The following is a 20,918-nucleotide window of genomic DNA, read 5'->3' as shown; positions in this document are numbered from 1 at the left end:
GGCTGGGATCTCGTGCCGCACGGGCGCGCCCACCAACCAGAAGACCCCAGCGTTCGCTGGGGCGACGGGGAGGGTGATCGCGTGATCCAGGCCTTAGCCTTCTACCTTTTCGCCTTCGTCGTCGTCCTGTCGGGCGCGCTGACGATCGCGTCGCGCAACCCGGTCCATTCGGTGATGTGGCTGATCCTCGCGTTCTTCAATGCGGCGGGTCTCATGATCCTGGTCGGTGCCGAGTTCATCGCGATGCTGCTCGTCATCGTCTATGTCGGTGCTGTCGCGGTGCTGTTCCTGTTCGTCGTCATGATGCTCGACATCGACTTCACCGAGCTGCGCGCAGGCGTCGCCCGGTATTTCGGGATCGGTCTCGCACTCGCGGTTGCACTCGCCGCCGAAGTGATGATCGCGATCGGCGCCTGGAGCACCGGTCCGATCCAGCTCGCGCGGCGTGCTGCTCCGATCAACGAAACAGTGCCCAACATCCAGGCGATCGGTAACCTGCTCTATACGCGCTATCTGTTCGTGTTCGAAGGTGCCGGTCTGGTGCTGCTGGTCGCGATGATCGGTGCGATCGTGCTGACCCACCGCCAGCGTGGCGGCGTCAAGGCGCAGAACATCAGCCGCCAGAACGCGCGTCGTCCGCAGGACGCCACGCGCAACACGAGCCCGGTCGTCGGGCAGGGAGTCGAACTGTGACGATCGGTCTCGTCCATTATCTGGTCGTCGCGGCGATCCTGTTCACGATGGGGGTGCTCGGCATCTTCCTGAACCGCAAGAACCTCATCGTCATTCTGATGGCGATCGAGTTGATCCTGCTGGCGGTGAACATCAATCTCGTCGCGTTCTCGGCGTTCCTCCACGATCTCGTCGGACAGGTCTTCGCGATGTTCGTGCTGACGGTCGCCGCGGGTGAAGCCGCGATCGGCCTCGCCATTCTCGTGATCTATTTCCGCGGTCGCGGCACCATCGCGGTCGACGACGTCAACCGGATGAAGGGGTAATACGGTTGATCCAGCTTATCGTCTTCCTGCCGTTACTGGCCGCGATCGTTGCCGGGTTCGGCAATCGCGCGATCGGCAACGTGCCGGCGAAACTCGTCACCACGGCTGCGCTGTTCGCGTCGTGCCTGTTGTCCTGGCCGATCTTCATCGGCTTCCTTTCGGGCACCAGCACGGCGACCGTCGCGCCGCTGCTCGACTTCATCCACTCGGGCGACATGAACGTCGCGTGGTCGCTGCGCGTCGATGCGCTGACCGCTGTGATGCTCGTGGTCGTCACGTCGGTCTCGGCGCTCGTTCACCTGTATAGCTGGGGCTATATGGATGAGGATCCCGATCAGCCGCGCTTCTTCGCGTATCTGTCGCTGTTTACCTTCGCGATGCTGATGCTCGTGACCGCGAACAACCTCGTCCAGATGTTCTTCGGCTGGGAAGGCGTGGGTCTCGCATCCTACCTCCTGATCGGGTTCTGGTTCCGCAAACCTTCTGCAAGTGCGGCCGCGATCAAGGCATTCGTCGTCAACCGCGTCGGCGATCTCGGCTTCATGCTCGGCATCTTCGGCACGTTCCTGGTGTTCGGCACGGTCTCGATCCCCGAGATCCTCGCCGCGGCCCCCGGTATGGCGGGCTCGACGCTTGGCTTCCTCGGCTACCGCTTCGACACGATGACGGTGCTCTGCCTGCTGCTGTTCGTCGGCGCGATGGGCAAGTCGGCACAGCTCGGCCTGCACACCTGGTTGCCGGACGCGATGGAAGGCCCGACCCCGGTGTCGGCGCTGATCCACGCGGCGACGATGGTCACAGCAGGCGTGTTCATGGTCTGCCGCCTGTCGCCGATGTTCGAGATGAGCCCGGTCGCGCTGACCGTGGTGACCTCGGTCGGTGCCGCGACCTGCCTGTTCGCCGCCACGTGCGGCCTCGTGCAGACCGACATCAAGCGCGTGATCGCATATTCGACCTGCTCGCAGCTCGGCTACATGTTCTTCGCAGCTGGTGTCGGCGCGTACGGCGCGGCGATGTTCCACCTCTTCACGCACGCGTTCTTCAAGGCGCTGCTGTTTCTCGGCGCGGGCTCGGTCATCCATGCGATGCACCACGAGCAGGACATGCGCTATTATGGCGGTCTGCGTAAGAAGATCCCGGTGACGTTCTGGGCAATGATGGCGGGCACGCTCGCGATCACCGGCGTCGGCATCCCCGGCATCTTCGGCAACACCGCGATTGGCTTTGCAGGCTTCCATTCGAAGGATGCGATCATCGAAGCGAGCTGGGCTGCGGGCCAGCCGGGCGTATGGTTCGTCGGCGTGCTCGTCGCGTTGCTGACCAGCTTCTATTCGTGGCGCGTGATGTTCCTGACCTTCTGGGGCAAGCCGCGTTGGGCCGCGTCGGAGCACATCCAACATGCGCTCCATGACGCGCACGGTCATGACGACCACGCGCATGACGCGCATCATGTTGACGATCACCATGCGAATCCGGCTCAGGCCGAGGATGCAGGTCACGCGCCGCACGATCATCATGACGCGGCTCACGCGCCGGCCGATGGCGATGGTGGGTATCACCCGCACGAGAGCCCGCTGCCGATGCTGATCCCGCTGATCGTCCTGTCGATCGGTGCGGTTCTTGCCGGCTTCGTGTTCCACGGCTTCTTCATCGAACCGACCGCAGGCGAAGAGTTCTGGAAGGGCGCACTCGCGTTCCGCGAACATCTGATGCACGAGATGCACGGCGTGCCGTTGCTGATCAAACTGTCGGCGACGATCGCGATGCTGCTCGGCCTGCTGACCGCCTGGTACGCCTATATCAAGGCACCGACGTTCCCGGCCAAGGTCGTCGAACAGTTCGGCGTGCTCTACGACTTCCTGCTGCATAAGTGGTATTTCGACGAGCTGTACGACCTGATCTTCGTCCGCCCGGCGTTCGCGATCGGCCGCTTCCTGTGGCACCGCGGCGACGAGAAGACGATCAACCGGTTCGGGCCAGACGGCGCGACCTGGGTTGTCCAGATCGGCAGCCGCGTGGCCAACCGCTTTCAGACGGGATACCTCTACACCTATGCCTTCGTCATGCTGATCGGGCTGACCGCAGCCGTAACCTGGGCGATCGGACTGTAATGACCGGCTTTCCTATCCTCTCCGTTCTGATCGCGGTCCCGATGATCGCGGCCATCGCGTGCCTGTTCGTCTCGGCGAACACGGCCCGGATGCTGGCGCTGGCGGCGACGCTGATCGACTTCGTTCTCGGCATCATGCTGTGGATGAACTACGATATCGGCGGTGCGCAGTGGCAGTTCGTCGAGCATGCCCCCGGGATCTTCGGGCCGTTCGGCTGGTCGCTCGGCATCGACGGCTTCGCGCTGATGCTGATCATGCTCAGCGTGTTCCTGATGCCGATCTGCATCGGCGCCAGCTGGCGCTCGATCACGACCCGCGTGCCGGAATACATGGCGGCGTTTCTGTTCACCGAAGTGCTGATGATCGGCACGTTCGCGGCGCAGGATCTGTTCCTGTTCTACGTGTTCTTCGAAGCCGGCCTGATCCCGATGTACCTGATCATCGGCATCTGGGGCGGCGCGAACCGGATCTACGCGTCGTACAAGTTCTTCCTGTACACGCTGCTCGGCTCGGTCCTGATGTTCATCGCGATGCTGTACATGGCAAAGACCGCGGGCACGACCAGCATCCCGGCGCTGATGAACTACGACTTCCCGGCGTATGTGCAGACGTGGCTGTGGCTGGCGTTCTTCGCATCGTTCGCGGTCAAGATGCCGATGTGGCCGGTCCACACTTGGTTGCCCGACGCGCACGTCCAGGCGCCGACCGCAGGCTCGGTGATCCTGGCGGGCGTGCTGCTGAAGCTCGGTGGATACGGCTTCCTGCGATTCCTGCTGCCGATGTTCCCCGAAGCCTCGGGTCAGCTGACCTGGCTGATCTTCGGTCTGTCGGCCGTCGCGGTGATCTACACGTCGCTCGTCGCGCTCGTGCAGTCGGACATGAAGAAGCTGATCGCCTATTCGTCGGTCGCGCACATGGCGATCGTCACGATCGGCCTGTTCGCGTTCAACCGGCAGGGCATCGAAGGCGCGATGATCATGATGCTGAGCCACGGCCTGGTATCGGGTGCGTTGTTCCTGTGCGTCGGCGTGATCTACGACCAGCTCCATACCCGCGAGATCTCGCGCTATGGCGGCCTCGCGATCAACATGCCGAAATACGCGATCTTCTTCCTGTTCTTCACGATGGCCTCGATCGGCCTGCCGGGCACCAGCGGCTTCGTCGCCGAGTTCCTGTCGCTCATGGGCACGTATCAGGTCTCGACCTGGACTGCCCTGCTCTGCACGACGAGCATCATCCTCGGCGCTGCTTACATGCTGTTCCTGTACCGCCGCGTCGTGTTCGGCGAGATCAAGTCGGATGACGTTCGCGCGATGGTCGACCTGTCAGGCCGCGAGATGTGGCTGCTCGCACCGATCGCAGCTGTCGTGCTGTGGATGGGCGTGTATCCCGAGAGCTTCCTGGCACCGATGCGCAAGGACGTGGGCGTGCTTCTCGCCCGTGTCGACCGCGCCAAGCCGGCCAGCGATTCAAACCCAACTGCGGGGAAGCCCGCTACCGTCCACGCGGGGAACCCCGCCACTGTCGATAGTGCCGCGCACGGGGAGGCACACTGATGGATTACGCCGCTAACATCGCAATGACGCTGCCCGAACTGGTGCTGGCGTTGGGTGCGATCGCCCTGATGCTCGTCTCGGCCTGGGGCGGGGACAAGTCCACGCGCGCCGTCTCGATCGCTGCGGTGTTCGTCCTCGTCGGGGCAGGGATCGCATTGGTCGGTCCGGCCTCGTCGGGTGGGTATGCGTTTGACGGCCTGTACCGCGCAGACGCGTTCGGTGCGTTCGCCAAGGTGCTGATCTACATCGCTTCGGCGGTTGCGATCGTCATGGCGCCGAGCTTCTTCTCGCGCACCCACGGCGACGATCTGCGTCCGGAATATCCGGTGCTGATCCTGCTGTCGGCCTGCGGCATGGGGATCATGGTTTCGGCGACCGACATGCTGACGCTGTATGTCGGTCTCGAACTGCAGAGCCTTGCCGCCTACGTCCTCGCCAGCTTCATGCGGCGCGACGGGCGTTCGGCGGAAGCCGGCCTGAAGTATTTCGTGCTCGGCGCGCTGGCCAGCGGTATCCTGCTGTACGGCATCTCGCTGGTCTACGGGTTCAGCGGTACGACGTTGTTCTCGGGTATCTCGGAAGCATACGCCGGCACCAAGTCGCTCGGCCTGCTGTTCGGTCTGGTGTTCGTGTTCGCCGGCCTTGCGTTCAAGATCAGCGCCGTGCCGTTCCACATGTGGACGCCCGACGTGTATGAGGGCGCACCGACCCCGGTCACCGCGTTCTTCGCGTCTGCCCCGAAGGTCGCGGCGCTTGCGCTCAGCGTCCGCGTGGCGGTCGATGCGATGGGCCCGGCGACGGACCAGTGGCGCCAGATCGTGATCTTCGCCGCGCTCGCCTCGATCATCCTAGGTGCGGTGGCGGCGATCGGCCAGACCAACATCAAGCGGCTGCTCGCCTATTCGTCGATCAACAATGTCGGCTTCGCGCTGATCGGTCTCGCGGCCGGGACGCCGGAAGGCGTGTCGGGCGTGCTGATGTACCTGACGATCTACGTCGCTATGACGCTGGGTTCGTTCCTGGTCGTGTTGCAGATGCGTGGTGACGATGGCCAGCCGGTCGAGACGATCGACAGCCTCGCCGGCATGTCGCGGACCCGGCCTGCGCTGGCCGCGGCACTCGCGATCTTCATGTTCAGCCTCGCCGGCATCCCGCCGCTGTTCGGCTTTTACGCGAAGTTCGCGGTGTTCAGCGCAGCGGTCGACGCCGGGCTGTTCCCGCTGGCAGTCGTCGGCATCGCCGCTTCAGTGATCGGTGCGTATTACTATCTGCGCGTCGTCAAGACGATGTACTTCGACGATCCGGCACCCGCGTTCGCGCCGATGGAGAGCAAGGTCGAGGGTGGCCTGATTGCCATCGCCGCCGTGTTCGTGTCGCCAGCCGGCTACCTCCTCATCCCCGTGCTTGGTACGTGGACGATGGCGGCCGCACGGGCGTTGTTCTGAGCATCATCCGCACCGTCGCGGAGACAGGATCGACCAACGCCGACCTGCTGGAGCTTGCACGCGGCGGTGCCGAGGACGGTCTCTGGTTGCGTGCGATCCGGCAGACGGCGGGGCGGGGGCGGCTTGGGCGCGAATGGTCGTCGCTCGAGGGTAACCTCTACGCCAGCACGCTGGTTCGGTTGCGGCCGAACGATCCGCCGGCTGCCAGCCTTGCGCTGGTCGCTGCGGTCGCCTTGCAGGAAACGGTGTCGACGTTTCTCGTCGCTGGGATCTGCCAGGGCACGACCGACGCGAGCGAGACGCTGGTCCTGAAATGGCCCAACGACCTGCTGCTCGCGGACGCCAAGCTGTCGGGCATCCTGCTCGAACGCGCGGATGACGCGGTGATCGTCGGCTACGGCGTCAACATCGCGCACCATCCAGACCTGCCCGATCGTGCGACGACCGATCTCGCGTCGCACGGCGTGGTGGTCGAGCCGGCGATGTTCCTCGATATACTCGCCGACAGTTTCGCGCGTTGGGTTGGCCGTTGGCGCACTGAAGGCATTGCCCCCGTCCGCGAGCGCTGGGTCGATTGCGCGCACCCCGCCGGGACCGCGCTGACCGCTCGGCTTCCCGATGGCAGCGGGATCGACGGTCTGTTCGTCGGGCTCGACACCGACGGCGCGCTGATCCTCCGCTTGGCGTCTGGCGAGCGGCGTGTCATTCACGCTGCCGACGTCTTCCTGCTTTGAGGCCCCGCTGATGCTGCTCGCGATCGATGCCGGCAATACCAATGTCGTGTTCGCGCTCGTCGAGAGCGGTGAGGTCGTCGCGCGTTGGCGGATCGCGACCGATCCGCGGCGCACGGCGGACGAATATGCGGTGTGGCTGAGCCAGTTGATGCAGCTCGGCGGGCATGATCGTAATGCGGTCGAGGGCGTGATCGTCGCCACCGTCGTGCCGCGCGCGCTCCACAATCTCCAGGTGCTCGCGTCGAAATACTTCAACACCGACGCGTTGATCGCCGGTCATGCGCCGGTCGAATGGGGTATCGCGATCGATGTCGATGAGCCTGCCTCGCTCGGCGCCGACAGGGCGGTCAACACGATCGCCGCACATGCGCTGCACCCCGGCGACCTGATCGTGATCGATTTCGGCACTGCGACCACATTCGACGTCGTCGACTATAGCGGCGCGTACAAGGGCGGGATCATCGCACCGGGGATCAACCTCTCGCTCGACGCGCTGGTCACCGCGGCGGCGAAACTCCCGCGGATCGCGATCGAGGCACCGACCGACACGAGCGTCATCGGACTCAACACCGTCTCGCAGATGCACATCGGCATCTATTGGGGCTATGTCGCAATGATCGAGGGGCTGGTCGCGCGGATGAAGCGCGAGATCGGCCGTCCCGTGAAGGTCGTCGCCACCGGCGGGCTTGCCACATTATTCGAAAAACAGACCGACGTGTTCGATGTCATCGAAGCCGACCTGACGATCCAGGGGCTGGCGATGATGTGGGATCGTCACCATATCTAGGGCCATTGGGCTCGCGCCGATCGGCCTGCGGGCCATATTCCTATATAATCCTGAAAGTAATCAATGACTCCGAAGAACGAACTCCTTTTCTGTGGTCTTGGCGGCTCCGGCGAAATCGGCATGAACGTCAACCTGTACGGCTGCCAGGGCAAGTGGGTGATGGTCGATCTCGGCATCACCTTCGCCGATCCGCAATATCCCGGCGTCGACGTGATCCTGCCCGACCTGTCCTTTATCGAGGACCGGATCGACGACCTGCTCGGCATCGTCATCACGCATGGCCATGAGGATCACATCGGCTCGCTGCCGTATCTCGCCGAAGATCTCGGCGTGCCGATCTACGCGACGCCGTTCACGATGGGCCTGATCCGCGGCAAGCTCGAGGAAGAGGGCATCGCCAACCGCGTGAAGCTCAAGATGATCCCGATGGGCGGCAATTTCCAGCTCGGGCCGTTCGGCTTCACCTTCGTCGAGATGTCGCATTCGATTCCCGAAGCGAACGCGCTGTTGATCGACACGCCTTACGGCCGCGTGTTCCACACCGGCGACTGGAAGCTCGACAAGAACCCGGTCATCGGCAATCCGACCACGCCCGAGGGCTTCATGGCGATCGGCGACAAGGGCGTCGACGTGCTGGTCTGCGATTCGACCAACATCTTCAACACCACCGCATCGGGCAGCGAGAGCACCGTGCGGAAGGGTCTGTTCGAGGAGGTCACCAAGGCCAAGGGCCGCGTGATGATCACCAGCTTCGCGTCGAACGCCGCGCGGCTCCACACGTTCGGCGAAGTCGCGAAGGAAACCGGGCGCAGGCTGTGCGTGACCGGGCGTTCGCTTGACCGGATCATCAAGGTCGCGCGCGCGACGGGGTATCTGAAGGATTTCCCCGACACGATCAGTCCCGACGAGGCGATGCGCCTGCCCAAGAACAAGGTGCTGATCATCGCTACCGGCGGTCAGGGTGAAGAGCGCGCGGCGCTGGCGCGTGTCGCCAATGGCCAGCACACGATCACGCTTGAGGCCGACGACACGGTGATCTTCTCGTCGAAGCAGATCCCGGGCAACGAGGTCCAGATCGGTCGCATCCAGAACACGCTGGCGGCCAGGGGCATCCGCATGATCACCGAACGCCAGGCGCACGTCCATGTCTCGGGCCACCCGGGTCAGCCGGAACTTGCGCAAATGTACGACTGGCTGCGGCCTGAAGTACTCGTGCCGACACATGGCGAGATGCGCCATATGATGGAGCATGCGCGCTTTGGCCTCGAGCAGGGCATTCCGCGCGCGATCGTGCAGAGCAATGGTGACATCATCCGTCTCGCGCCCAAGGGACCGGCGAAGATCGGCAACGCGACCGTCGGGCGCCTGGTGCTCGACGGTGACGTGATCCTCCCGGCGGACGGCGCGACGCTGAGCGAGCGGCGCAAGCTGGCGATCAACGGTCAGATTTCGGTCGGTGTCGCGCTCGGCAAGGACGGCCGGATGGTCGGCCAGCCGCAGGTCCGCGTGCAGGGCGTGCCGGTCGAGGAAGATCGTGCGGCGTTCATCGCCGATGCGGTCCAGGCCGCCGCGGACACGGTACGCGGCGGCAAGCGCGAGAGCGAGAAGATGCGCGAGCAGATCCGTCTCGCGGTGCGTAAGGTCGCCAAGCGCTGGACCGGCAAGCAGCCGATCGTCGATGTCCTGCTGATCGAGGGCTGATCGGGTGCGCTGGACCTCGGCACTCGCGATATACGTCCTGTTCTGGTCGTTCTCGGTGTTCCTGGTCCTGCCATTCGGCGTGAAGACGACGCGTGAGGTCGGGGGCGAACACGTCCCCGGCCAGGCCGAAAGCGCGCCGCACGAGTTTCGCTCGGGGCGGACGGCGTGGCGGGTGACCGTGGTGGCGACGGTGCTGTTCGTGCTGTTCCAGCTGAATTATTCTTACGGGTGGATCACGCCGCAGACGGTCGACCTGTTCGACCGGGGCAACATGGTTACGCGCTGAACGACCAGCGATCCTCCCCCGCAAGGGGGAGGTGGCTGGCCCTTGCCAGACGGGGGGGAGGAAAGCGCAAACCCATGTTGCGTGTTCCTCCCCCCCGTCGCTTCGCGCCACCTCCCCCTTGCGGGGGAGGATCGTTACCCCGGCGATGCCGCCGACCCGGCCAGCAAACCCCCATCGATATTGATCTCCGTACCCGTGATATACGTCGTCTCGTCCGACGCGAGCATCACCGCCACCGCGGCCACCTCGTTCGGCATTCCGAACCGTTTCAACGGCGTGTCTGCCACTAGCGCCGCCATCCGCGCCTCCCGGTCCGCCCCATCCCCGAGCATAGGCTCCCAGATCGGTGTCAGGATCGCCGCGGGATGCACCGAGTTGCAGCGGATTTTCCACCCCTGTTGCGCGCAGTACAGCGCCACCGTCTTGCTGTGATTGCGGATCGCCGCCTTGGACGACGCATAGGCTGCGGCGAGGGGAATGCCGACGAGGCCTGAGCGCGACGAAATGTTGATGATCGAGCCGGTTCCGGCCGCCTTCATCGCACCGATAGCATAGCGGCAGCCGAGGAACGTCCCGTCGAGATTGACCGCATGAACCGCGCGCCAGTCTGACAAGCTCGCATGTTCGGGATCATGCGCAACCATGCCGTCCTCGAAGCCGGTCACGCCGGCATTGTTGACGAGCACCTCGACCACCGGAACGATAGTCGCCACACGCTGCCAGTCCGCTTCTTCGCGGACGTCGAGCTTTTCGAACCGGCAGCCTATCGCCGCCGCAGTCTCGGCGCCGGCGGTTTCGTCGATGTCGGTGAGGATGACGATGGCGCCTTCGTTCTGGAAGCGCTCGGCGATCGCGCGGCCGATGCCACGTGCTGCGCCGGTGACGACGCAGATCTTAGTGTTCAGTCTTGGCATGCAAGCCTCGAAATATGAGTCCGGTCGGCGGATTGCTCCGCTGGCGAAGGCCGCGTTAGCGGGTGCGCTGGATCATTTCGGGAGCTCCTTTTCAGCGCAGGCGTTCGATCGCTTGCGCCAGTGCCACGTACAACTTGCCCATGTCTGACGACAGCAACGTCACGCCGAGCGGCGAGCCGTCGCGTTGCGTCAGGATCGTGCGGAGCATCGCTTCGAAGTCGTGGATGTAGCGGTTGACCATCTCGCGGAACGTTTCGTCCTCATCGTAGAGGCCGGCGATCTCTCGGACTTCGCTCGCGTCGAGGATGCGGACCGCGCGGCGCGTGAAGACGCCGCGGTCGCCCTTGAGATATGCCCCCCAGGCGCTGTCGGAGATTTCGGATGCGATTGCCTTGGTGATGTCGATCGAGGCAGAGTTGAGAGACTCGATGAGCAGCGAGACACGGCGCGCGAAGGTGTCCTGGTCGGCGTCTTCGCGTTCGGTGCGGGCTTCCTGGATCCGGGTTTCCACGATTGCGGTCTGGTCGACGATCGTCTGGACTTCACGCGCAAGGCGTTCGGTCGCTCCGGTGGCGGCATCGACCGCGGCGCCGGTCGCGTCGGTGAGCGCCTTGACCTGGCGTTCCACGGTGTCGTTGGTCGCGCGGCGCATCGCGTCGGCGCTGGCGGCCTCGAGCGCGGCTGCGGCCTCGGGGATGACCTTCGACAGCGTCTCGCGCGCCTTGTCGGCTGCGACCGCGGCGGTTTCGCGGACGCGGTGGAGCGCTTCGATCAACTGCGGGGCGGCGTCTTCGGCGAAATGTTGCGTGCGGCCGATCGCCTCGTCGACCATGTGACCGAGCGCATCCGCCTTCGCGCGACCGGTATTGAGCGTGTTGAGCAGGTCGGTCGACAGCGTGTCGAGGACGAGGCGCTGTTCGGAGATCACGCCCGCGATCGCCTCGATCGCGTCGTGCGTGCTCTCGGCCGCGGTAACCAGCGCGAGCAGTTCGGGGCGTGCGGAGACGACGATGCTCTTGCTGGCGAGCACCTGCGAATCGAGCCGGCCCAAAGCTTCAGGCATCGTCTCGTCGATCTCGCGTGCGGCCGCGTCGAGCGCGACGAGCAGCGTTTCGGTCGTGGCGATCGTCCGGTGCGCCATGTCGTCGCCCTCGCGCAACGCTTCGGTCATCGCATCCGCCGAGCCGCCGAGCGCGCTGATCGACGCGGCGAGGTCTTGCGTGCGCTCGGTCCCATGGCGATGGAGCAGTTCGATCCGCGATTCGACTTCGCCGAGTCCGGTGTGGAGGTCGTCGACGATCCGGTCGCCGGCACTGCGCTGTAGATCGAGGCGGATCGCGACGCGTTCGATCGCGTCCTCGACCGCGGCGATACGGTGCGCGAGCGCCTCGGCGCTGTCACGCGCGGCGCGGTCGAGCGCGGCCTGGTTGGCGCCGACCATCGCCAGCATCGCGTCGCCCTGCGCAGCGATGCCGCGGCGCGACAGATCGACGGCGTCGGCGGTACGGTTGAGCAACGCGTCGACCGCGGCGGACATGCCGTCGGTGACCGATTCGAGATGCGCGCCCGCGGTCTGGCTGGTCGCCTCCATCCGGACGATATGCGCAGCAAGCCGTTGCGCTGCGCCGCTCGCCATCGCATCGGCCTCGCGGCCACGTTCGGCGAGCGCAACGATCTGCGCGTCGAGCGCAGCGGCGTGTTCGCTGGCCGACAGACCGGTGCGTTCGAGGCGCTTGGCGACGTCGTCGATATCCGCCTGTGCACGGGGGAGGGTGGCGATCAGGACGCCGAGGCTGGTCTGCGCGCCGGCGGTCGAGGTGGCGAGGTTGCGCGCGTGGGCTGCAGCCTGGTCGATTTCGGAGACCATGCCGCGACCGATCGCGGCCAGCTGTTCGGTCGCGCCGCCGCCCATCGCCATGAGCGCGTTCAGTTGTTCGGCGAGCTGCTGGCGACTGGCGTCGATCGTGTCCGACAGCGCTGCGACGGTGCGCTCCAGGCTGGCCGCTTCGTCACGCATCGCCTGCGCGGTGATGCCGAAGCGATGCGCCTCGGTGCGGCTGGTGCGCATGGTGAGCAGCCAGACGATACCGACGAGCGCAGGGACGATACAGAGCGCGGCGATGAACTGGACCAGCGCGACCGGTTCGATCGTCGCCAGCGAATCGCGTGCGATCCACAGCATCGCGGCGAGCCATATCGCTACGATCGCAACCGCGATGCCGGCGAAAAGCGGACCGCGTTCGGGCGCAGGCTCTTGCGCGGGCTCGTCGAAATGGGGTTCGGTGACGGTGTCGGACATGTCTTCTATCACCGGATCCATCACGATGTCCGCGCGAATGGGATGGGCATTGCCTGCCGACGCGCGAAACCCGATCATTGACGAACCCCCGTTCATGAATTGCGGAAGTATCATGGATTGTCGTCGGACAAAACGGATGATGCGACGGTTCGGCGAACATCCGTCCGGTAAGCGGGGCGACACGGCGTATGATCGTGGTGGCGCCGCGAGAAGCCGCGGTCGATCCTTGTGATAAGCACGGGAGGATGTGGCAGTATAGTCGCCCCAGCCGGGTGGTTTCTCGCGCGTAACGTCGAACCGAACCGCGGCGCAGGGCAGTTCGACCTAACGCGGGCTTTGCAGGACGGCGCGTACCGCCTAACAGCCTGCGATGCTTGCCGGCCTATTATTTGCAATTCACGACGCCGACGATCGTCCCGATCGTCTGGCCGCGACGCTGCCGTTCAGCGGCGTCACGCTTATCGAATACCAGGCACGGTTGCTGATCGCGGCCGGCGTGTCGCAGGTGATCGTCGTCGTCGCGCGGATGACGCCCGAGCTTTTGGGGGCGATCAACCGGATCGGGCGGCGCGGCGTTTCGGTCGATACGGTGCGCTCGGCGACCGAAGCGGTCGAGAAGCTGCATCCGCTCGCCCGCGTGCTGATGCTCGGCGACGGGCTGGTCACCACCGAGGCGATCGTCAAGGCGATGGCGGGCGAGGAGGGCGATTGCCTGCTCGTCGTGCCGGAGAGCGATGCCGGGCCGGGGTTCGAACGTGTCGGCGGGCAGATGGCGTGGGCCGGGGTCGCCCGGCTGAGTTCGAGCCGGATCGCCGAGGTCTCGGCTTTGCCACAGGATTACGATCTTCAGTCGTCGCTGTTGCGCTTGGCGGTACAGTCGCGCGCGACGCAAGTGTTGCTGCCAACCGATGCGGTGAGCGGTGGGCACGGTATCGAGCGGCAGGCGCGGACGCTGGAGGAACGCGGGCGTGCGGTGCTGATGACGATCGTGTCGGGGCGGCGCGGCTGGTTCGACCGGTTCGTGCTCGCGCCGATCGCGCGGCTGGCGTTGCCGCTGCTGGTCGATCGCGGCGTCGCGGGGACCACGGTGGGCGCAGCTGGGCTGGCGCTGGGCGTCGCCGGGCTGGTGACGATCGGCGTAGGCCTGTCCTCGACCGGGCTGATCCTGGCGCTGGTCGGGTGCATCGCATTGGCACTTGGTTCGGTGTTGAGCGGGCTTCGCGACGAAGAGCCGATGGCGCATGGCCAGACCGTGGCGATCGGCGGTGTCGTTGCCGCCGCCATCCTCGTCTTTGCGTTCTTCGTCAGCGGCTATGCGGGCGAGAACACCGCGCTGGCGATCGGTACCGCCCTCGTCGCGATCGGCGGACTGGCCGAGCGCGCGATCGTCGAACGCGCGCGCCAGTTCTGGTGGGGCAGTCCGGCGGCGTATCTGCTGATCGTGACGCTGACCGCATTGGTCGGTTTTCCGGTGGTGGGATTGGGGTTGACCGCGGCCTATGCGACCGCGACGCTGGCGGCGGTGATCGAACGATTGCGCCGCGCGCCTTAGGCGGACCTTAACGACCGGAGGCTAAGCACGGGGCGATGTCGGTCGGCCGAGACCCAGTTGACGCTATGCCGTCCTATGACGATCCGCTCGCGCGGGCCGAGACCGTGCGCTTGCGCGCGGAGACGCGACTGGCGGGGACGATCGCCGACTTCTTCCTTGATGCGGATGCGCGGTTGGACGACCGGACGCGGCTGATGCTGGCGCATGTGCTGGATGCGATCGTCGGTTCGATCGAGTGGGATATCCGGCGCCACGCGGCGCGGTCGCTCGCCGGAAACGGATCGACGAAGGCGGGCGAGGCGATCCTCAAGGCGGGCGCGGGGGGCGTCGTCGATCGACTGACGCGCGCCGGATTGCTCCGTGACGAGGAGTTGATGGACGAACTGATCACGCGCGTGCGTCACGATCTGATCGCGGCGTCGCTGCCGGTCGAGGTGGCCGAGCCCGACGAGGCGAGCCTGCTGGTCCGTCTCGCTGGCGTGCCGGACAGTATCGTAGCGTCGGCGGCGTCGGCCCTGCTCGCGGCCGAGAGCCGGCGGCGGGTCGCGAACGAACAGGGCGTTGTCGGTGGGAGCGAACTCCCCGCCGAACTCCATCACCGGCTGGTCTGGTGGGTGGCGGCGGCAATCCGCGACGGCTTGCCGCATGCGACGCGGGAGAGCGACCGCGCGATCACCGACGCGGCGCAGCGCAGTCTCGCGGCGCATGACGAGGGCGAGCGGCCCGATGCGGTGGCGATGCGGCTGGCGGGGGCGCTCGATGCGCGACCAAACGAGTTGGCGGCGGTACTGGTCGAATCGATTGGCGACCGGCGGCTGTCGCTGTTCGTCGCGGTGCTGGCGCATGCGCTCGGCATCGCGTTCGATCAGGCGCGGGCGATCACGCTGGAGCCCGAGGGCGATCGGCTGTGGCTGGCGTTGCGCGCGCTCGACATGGATCGGCCGACGATCGCCCGGATCGGGCTGGCCCTGTCGGAAGCGGACCCGCGGCGCGATATCGAGGCATTTGCGGACGCTCTGGATGCGATCGTTTCGGTCGGTGTCGAGGATGCGCGGGCGTCGATCGCACCACTGGCACTGAACCGCGATTTTCGGATGGCGTTGCGGGCGCTGGCGCGTACGAGTCGGCGATGAGCGTGTTCGACCCTTCGACCGAAAGCCCCATTGCCCACGCGATCGTCGCACCCGACGGATCGCTGTCGTTCGCGGACCCGGCGTTGATCGCACTGAACCAACGGGCGGGGGGTATGCGCGGTGCGCCACTCGCGGTGCCGCAACTCGCGACGATTGCGCGGTTGGCGCGACGGCTCGGCATCGTCGTGTCGCGCGGTGTCGTAGTCGCCGACGACGAAACCGACGTCGATCTGTGGGTGCGCGCGCAACCGGACGGCGAGAACGTCCGTCTTACGGTCAGCGGCTGGCGCGAGATCGCCGCATGGCGCCCGGCGCGGCCGGCACCCGATGCGCAGAATGATTTTCTCGGCAGCGATACCGACTGGCGGTGGGAAACCGACTCCGCGCTGCGGCTGACGTTCGTGACGCTGGATGCGGGGCCGAAGCATGGGTTCGATGCGTTCGCGCTGCTCGGCCAGCCGCTGACGGCGATGTTCGCGCTCGATGCCGGAACGGACGGGACGTTGCCGATTCTCGACTCGCTGGCGAGGCGGCGGGCGATGGCTGCGCAGCCCGCGCATCTGCGGAGTTCGGGCCGCGCGGTGACGCTGACCGCCAATGTCCGGCACGATGCATCGGGCGATTTTGCCGGGTTCGTCGGCGTGGCGCGGATGGTCGTCGAGGACGCCCTGGCGCCAGTTGCCGCGGACACGCTGTCGCCGACCTTCACCAGCGGGCTCGACAAGGCGTTGCGGATTCCGCTCGCGCGGATCGTCGCCAATGCCGACAGCATCAACGCGCAGGCCGATGGCCCGGTGCAGCACGACTATGCCGATTACGCCGCGGATATCGCCAGCGCCGGCCGGCATCTGCTCGAACTGGTCGACGATCTCGTCGATCTGCAAGCGGTCGAGCGTCCGGACTTCGCGCTGGCACCCGAGCCGATCGACCTCGCCGACGTCGCTCGCCGCGCTGCGGGTCTGCTGACCGTACGCGCGAGCAATGCCGAGGTGACGATCGTTCGGCCGGCGATGGACGCACGCGTGCCGGCCCTCGGCGATTTCCGGCGTTTGCTGCAGATCCTGGTCAATCTCGTCGGCAACGCGGTGCGCTATTCACCCGCGGGGTCGCATGTCACCGTGTCGGTGGAGCGGTCCGAGACGCAGGCGATCGTCGTCGTCGCGGACCAGGGCAAGGGCGTCGCGCCCGAGGATCAGATCCGGATTTTCGAGAAGTTCGAGCGGGTCGATCCGTCGGAGGCCGGGGGCAACGGGCTCGGCCTGTATATTGCACGACGCTTGGCGCGGGCGATGCAAGGCGATCTCATGATCGAGAGCGCGCCCGGCGAAGGCGCGCGGTTCGTCTTGACGTTACCGGCGGATCCGGCGCGCCACTAATATCAGCGCGAGGCCGAACGCAGCGAGAAATGCACCGCGATCCGCCCATGGCCGCTGGTCGAGCATGAAGCTCGACTGCGGCCAGTGGACGTAACCGAGCCCCTGGCCGATCCAGAGCAGACCCATCAGCGCGCTGAGCACGCCGACGATCATCAGGATCGGCCGGAGCGTCTTCATTAGCGTGACGCCATCGGGACGTAGTCACGTGCGGTCGGGCCGCTGTACAGCTGGCGCGGACGGCCGATCTTCTGGTCTGGATCGGTGATCATCTCGTTCCACTGCGCGACCCAGCCGACGGTGCGGGCGAGCGCGAAGAGGACGGTGAACATCGACGTTGGGAAGCCGATCGCCGACAGGATCACGCCCGAATAGAAATCGACATTCGGGAACAGCTTCTTCTCGATGAAGTACGGATCGCTTAGCGCCAGACGCTCGAGCTCGATCGCGACGTCGAACACGGGGTCGGTGACGCCCAGCTCGCCGAGCACTTCCTTGACGGTCGTCTGCATGACCGCCGCGCGTGGATCATAGTTCTTGTAGACACGGTGACCGAAGCCCATCAGGCGGAACGGATCGTTCTTGTCCTTGGCGCGGGCGATATACTCGGGGATGCGATCGACGGTGCCGATCTCATGCAGCATGTTGAGCGCGGCTTCGTTGGCGCCGCCATGCGCTGGGCCCCACAGGCAGGCGATGCCGGCCGCGATGCACGCGAACGGGTTGGCGCCCGACGAACCGGCGAGACGGACGGTCGAGGTCGACGCGTTCTGCTCGTGGTCGGCGTGGAGGATGAAGATGCGGTCCATCGCCTTTTCGACGATCGGGTTCACGACATACTTCTCGGCGGGGACGCCGAACGTCATCTTCAGGAAATTGCCGGTGTAGCTCAGCGTGTTGTCCGGATAGACGAACGGCTGGCCGACGCTGTACTTGTACGCCATCGCGGCAATCGTCGGCATCTTGGCGATCAGGCGGTGCGACGCGATGACGCGCTGTGCCGGATCGTGGATGTCGGTCGAATCGTGATAGAAGGCCGACAGCGCGCCGACGACGCCGCACAGGATCGCCATCGGATGCGCATCGCGGCGGAAGCCACGGAAGAACTGCGCGAGCTGCTCGTGCACCATCGTGTGGCGCGTGATCGTGGTCGAGAAGTTCGCCAGCTCGTCTTCGTTCGGCAGTTCGCCGTTGAGCAGGAGGTACGCGACTTCCATGAAGTTCGACTGCTCGGCAAGCTCGCCGATCGTGTAGCCGCGGTGCAGCAGCGTGCCTGCGTCACCATCGATATAGGTCAGCTTCGACTGGCACGACGCCGTCGAGGTGAAACCCGGATCATAGGTAAAATTATCCGTCTGCGCGTACAGCTTGCGGATATCGATGACATCGGGTCCGACCGTACCGGACATCACCGGATACTCGAAATCCTTGCCGTCGACCTTGAGGGTTGCGGTCTCGCTCATGCTTGTATCCTTCCTCGAAATCTTATCAGCTAGCCATCCGGTCGGCGATCCGGCCAAGGCTCTCGTCGCGCCCGAGCAAATCGAGCACATCGAAGATCCCCGGCGACGTCTTGCGTCCCGTCAGCGCGGCGCGAAGCGGCTGTGCGACCTGGCCGAGCTTGACGCCCCGCGCTTCGGCCACGCGCCGTACCGCGCCTTCGAGCGCCTCCGTATCCCACGTGGCGAGCGCGTCAAGTTCGGCATGGACATTGACCAAAATCGCACTCGCTTCACCCTGCAAAAGGCTCGCCGCGGCGTCATCCATCGCCAGAGGACGCTGGCTGAACAGGAAATTCGAGCCTTCAGCCAGTTCGTTCAGGTTTGCGGCACGCGGCTTCAGGACGGGCATCGCGCGAGTCAGAAGATCGAGTCCGCCGGTCGGCAGGTCGTGGCCAAGACGATCGGCGGCGAGCTGCGCCAGCCGCGCATCGTCGGCTTCGCGGATATAATGGCCGTTGAGGTTCTCGAGCTTCTTCAAATCGAAGCGCGAGGGCGACTTGCCGACGCCCGACAGGTCGAACCACTCGACCGCCTGTTCGCGGCTGATGATCTCGTCGTCGCCGTGACCCCAGCCGAGCCGGAGCAGGTAATTGTCGAACGCCTCGGGCAGGATACCCATCTCGTCGCGATACGCTTCGATACCGACCGCGCCGTGACGCTTCGACAGCTTGGCGCCATCGGGTCCGTGGATCAGCGGGATGTGCGCGTAGATCGGCTCGGGCCAGTTCATCGCGCGGTAGATCGGCAGCTGCCGGAACGCGTTGTTGAGGTGATCGTCGCCGCGGATGACGTGCGTGACGCCCATGTCGTGATCGTCGACGACGACGGCGAGCATGTAGGTCGGGGTGCCGTCGGAGCGTAGCAGGACGAGGTCGTCGATCTCCTCGTTCTTGACCGTAACGGCGCCTTGAACGCGGTCCTCGATCGTGACGGCGCCTTCCTGCGGCGCGCGCAGGCGGACGACGTGGGGGAGGTTCGGCGCTTCGCTCTCGGGACGATCGCGCCACGGGCTGCGGATGCGGAGCGGCTTCTTCGCGGCCTGTGCCTCGGCACGCATCGCGGCGATCTCGTCGTTGGTCATGTAGCAGCGATAGGCATGCCCATTTGCCACCATCTCGTGTGCGACCTGGGCGTGGCGCTCGGCACCGGCGAACTGCATGACGACGTCGCCGTCCCAGTCGAGCCCGAGCCAGCGCATGCCGTCGATGATCGCGTCGATCGCCGGCTGGGTCGAACGGACCCGGTCGGTATCCTCGATGCGCAACAGGAACTTGCCCCCGTTCGCCTTTGCGAACAGCCAGTTGAACAGCGCGGTGCGCGCGCCGCCAAGATGCAGGAACCCCGTCGGCGACGGAGCGAAACGGGTAACCACGGGTGCGGCCGAAGCGGCGGTGCCCGTATCAGATATTGCGCCCAACCGCGGGTGCTCCCAGACTGATGAAACGATGGAGAAACGATGGCCATGACAGCCGTCGCCGCCCCTAGCATGCGTCCTTGGCGGCGACAAATGGGCGTGCCGCGATGGGGGGCTGTCGTCGGGCTTGCCGTGGAACGCTGGCTCGAGGCGGAGCGCGACCAGTTGGTGTTATGGCTGCCGGTAATGCTGGGCGGCGGGATCGCTTTGTGGTTCGCGCTGCCCGATCCGGCGGCGTGGTGCGTGGCAATACTGCTGCTGGTGGCGAGCGGGTTGGCATGTCTGGCGGTCGGGCAGGGTGGCCGTGCGGCGCGGTCGCTCGCGATTGGGTTGCTGACGGCGGCGCTGGGTCTGGGTCTCATCTGGGCGCGATCAGAGTCGGTGGCGCGACCAGTGCTGGGCGGACCGTCGATCGCGAGTTTCTCCGCGAGGGTGGAGGCTATTGAGCCGCTGGTGGCGCGGAAGCTGGTCCGGCTGACGCTGCTGCCGATCGGGAAGGGCGCCGAGACCGACGGGCAACCGGTGACCCTGCCATACCGCATCCGCGTCAATCTGGCGGAATCGGATGCGCCGAAGCTGCTGGGAACGGGAGCGGTCGTGCGTCTGCGGGCGCGGCTGATGCCGCCGCCGCTGCCCGCGGTGCCGGGCGCCTACGATTTCGCCCGAGTTGCTTGGTTCGGCGGGATCGGCGCGACAGGAAGAGGTTTCGCACCGGTGGTCGTGACGACGCCGAGCGAGTCGGGAGCCGGCATCCGCGTCGCGCTGTCGCGCCATATTGTCTCGCGACTGGATGGCAGCGCGGGCGGGATCGCCGCCGCACTAGCCACCGGCGACGTCGGCGCAATCAGCGAGGAGGATTCGGAGGCGATGCGCCGCGCTGGGCTCGCGCATCTGCTGTCGGTGAGCGGATTGCATATTACGGCTGCGGTAGCCGCGACGATGCTGATCGTGTTGCGTCTGCTGGCGCTAAGCCCTTGGCTGGCGTTGCACGCGCGCTTGCCTCTGATCGCTGCGCTGGCGGGAGCGGCGGCGGCAATCGGCTATACGTTGCTGACCCGTGCGTTATAGGAGTCAAACCCTTATTTTTGGCAGATTTGCGCGGCCACTGAATGT

General features: G+C 65.7%; 18 protein-coding genes. 13 read left to right on the top strand and 5 right to left on the bottom strand.

Annotation, left to right across the window (positions count from 1 at the left end):
- Window positions 1-81: 81 nt before the first annotated feature.
- From C8J40_RS09050 to C8J40_RS09010, 9 genes are all read left to right on the top strand, one after another.
- The gene (locus tag C8J40_RS09050; protein WP_132896766.1) at window positions 82-693 is read left to right on the top strand and encodes an NADH-quinone oxidoreductase subunit J; all 612 of its coding nucleotides are present in this window, start codon (window positions 82-84) and stop codon (window positions 691-693) included.
- 2 nt (window positions 694-695) lie between these two features.
- On the top strand, window positions 696-998 hold the full coding sequence (gene nuoK, locus C8J40_RS09045) for an NADH-quinone oxidoreductase subunit NuoK (protein ID WP_175518104.1): 303 nt from the start codon (window positions 696-698) through the stop codon (window positions 996-998).
- Window positions 999-1,003: 5 nt separating this feature from the next.
- Entirely contained in the window at window positions 1,004-3,109 is a 2,106-nt protein-coding gene (gene nuoL, locus C8J40_RS09040; protein WP_132896765.1) for an NADH-quinone oxidoreductase subunit L, read from the top strand.
- On the top strand, window positions 3,109-4,665 hold the full coding sequence (locus C8J40_RS09035) for an NADH-quinone oxidoreductase subunit M (protein WP_132896764.1): 1,557 nt from the start codon (window positions 3,109-3,111) through the stop codon (window positions 4,663-4,665). The genes nuoL and C8J40_RS09035 overlap by 1 nt, the downstream gene beginning before the upstream one ends.
- The gene (nuoN, locus tag C8J40_RS09030) at window positions 4,665-6,110 is read left to right on the top strand and encodes an NADH-quinone oxidoreductase subunit NuoN (protein ID WP_132896763.1); all 1,446 of its coding nucleotides are present in this window, start codon (window positions 4,665-4,667) and stop codon (window positions 6,108-6,110) included. The genes C8J40_RS09035 and nuoN overlap by 1 nt, the downstream gene beginning before the upstream one ends.
- A 2-nt stretch (window positions 6,111-6,112) precedes the next feature.
- Entirely contained in the window at window positions 6,113-6,844 is a 732-nt protein-coding gene (locus C8J40_RS09025) for a biotin--[acetyl-CoA-carboxylase] ligase (protein WP_132896977.1), read from the top strand.
- A gap of 10 nt (window positions 6,845-6,854) precedes the next feature.
- Complete coding sequence (locus C8J40_RS09020; RefSeq protein ID WP_132896762.1) at window positions 6,855-7,631, top strand: type III pantothenate kinase; 777 nt, start codon at window positions 6,855-6,857, stop codon at window positions 7,629-7,631.
- Between the two features lie 63 nt (window positions 7,632-7,694).
- Window positions 7,695-9,332, top strand: a complete 1,638-nt coding sequence (locus tag C8J40_RS09015) for a ribonuclease J (protein ID WP_132896761.1) — start codon at window positions 7,695-7,697, stop codon at window positions 9,330-9,332.
- 4 nt (window positions 9,333-9,336) lie between these two features.
- Complete coding sequence (locus C8J40_RS09010; RefSeq protein ID WP_056048558.1) at window positions 9,337-9,618, top strand: DUF1467 family protein; 282 nt, start codon at window positions 9,337-9,339, stop codon at window positions 9,616-9,618.
- A 134-nt stretch (window positions 9,619-9,752) separates the two neighbouring features.
- On the opposite strand, the gene C8J40_RS09005 is transcribed toward C8J40_RS09010, so the two are convergent.
- Window positions 9,753-10,532, bottom strand: coding sequence for an SDR family oxidoreductase (locus C8J40_RS09005; RefSeq protein WP_132896760.1), 780 nt, complete (start codon window positions 10,530-10,532; stop codon window positions 9,753-9,755).
- A 91-nt stretch (window positions 10,533-10,623) separates the two neighbouring features.
- On the bottom strand, window positions 10,624-12,909 hold the full coding sequence (locus C8J40_RS09000; RefSeq protein WP_132896759.1) for a hypothetical protein: 2,286 nt from the start codon (window positions 12,907-12,909) through the stop codon (window positions 10,624-10,626).
- Window positions 12,910-13,201: 292 nt separating this feature from the next.
- Between C8J40_RS09000 and C8J40_RS08995 the strand changes: the two genes are divergently transcribed.
- From C8J40_RS08995 to C8J40_RS08985, 3 genes are read left to right on the top strand one after another with little or no spacing between them, the layout of a single operon-like run.
- Window positions 13,202-14,383: a hypothetical protein gene (locus C8J40_RS08995; protein ID WP_132896758.1), complete on the top strand. Its 1,182-nt coding sequence runs from the start codon at window positions 13,202-13,204 to the stop codon at window positions 14,381-14,383.
- A 35-nt stretch (window positions 14,384-14,418) separates the two neighbouring features.
- The gene (locus C8J40_RS08990) at window positions 14,419-15,516 is read left to right on the top strand and encodes a DUF2336 domain-containing protein (protein WP_243693295.1); all 1,098 of its coding nucleotides are present in this window, start codon (window positions 14,419-14,421) and stop codon (window positions 15,514-15,516) included.
- Window positions 15,513-16,892 (top strand): HAMP domain-containing sensor histidine kinase, encoded by a 1,380-nt coding sequence (locus C8J40_RS08985; protein ID WP_132896757.1) that lies wholly within the window; start codon window positions 15,513-15,515, stop codon window positions 16,890-16,892. The genes C8J40_RS08990 and C8J40_RS08985 overlap by 4 nt, the downstream gene beginning before the upstream one ends.
- Here the strand turns inward: C8J40_RS08985 and C8J40_RS08980 are convergent.
- Genes C8J40_RS08980 through gltX form a run of 3 tightly spaced genes read right to left on the bottom strand, consistent with a single transcriptional unit; the run spans window position 16,866 to window position 19,763 of the window.
- Window positions 16,866-17,069, bottom strand: a complete 204-nt coding sequence (locus C8J40_RS08980; protein WP_107962026.1) for a hypothetical protein — start codon at window positions 17,067-17,069, stop codon at window positions 16,866-16,868. The genes C8J40_RS08985 and C8J40_RS08980 overlap by 27 nt on opposite strands.
- Entirely contained in the window at window positions 17,069-18,352 is a 1,284-nt protein-coding gene (locus C8J40_RS08975) for a citrate synthase (RefSeq protein WP_132896756.1), read from the bottom strand. Before C8J40_RS08975 ends, C8J40_RS08980 begins: the two co-directional genes overlap by 1 nt.
- Before the next feature lie 25 nt (window positions 18,353-18,377).
- Window positions 18,378-19,763, bottom strand: coding sequence for a glutamate--tRNA ligase (gene gltX / locus C8J40_RS08970; RefSeq protein ID WP_243693294.1), 1,386 nt, complete (start codon window positions 19,761-19,763; stop codon window positions 18,378-18,380).
- Between the two features lie 84 nt (window positions 19,764-19,847).
- Here gltX and C8J40_RS08965 point away from each other — a divergent pair, with 84 nt between their 5' ends.
- Window positions 19,848-20,873, top strand: a complete 1,026-nt coding sequence (locus C8J40_RS08965; RefSeq protein ID WP_243693293.1) for a ComEC/Rec2 family competence protein — start codon at window positions 19,848-19,850, stop codon at window positions 20,871-20,873.
- Window positions 20,874-20,918: the final 45 nt, after the last annotated feature.

Origin of the sequence: Sphingomonas sp. PP-CC-3A-396 (genome assembly GCF_004343105.1) — a bacterium.
In the GTDB taxonomy this organism is placed as follows: domain Bacteria; phylum Pseudomonadota; class Alphaproteobacteria; order Sphingomonadales; family Sphingomonadaceae; genus Sphingomonas.
Note: the sequence above shows the minus strand (reverse complement) of the source record. Positions and strands in the feature narration are given on the sequence as shown.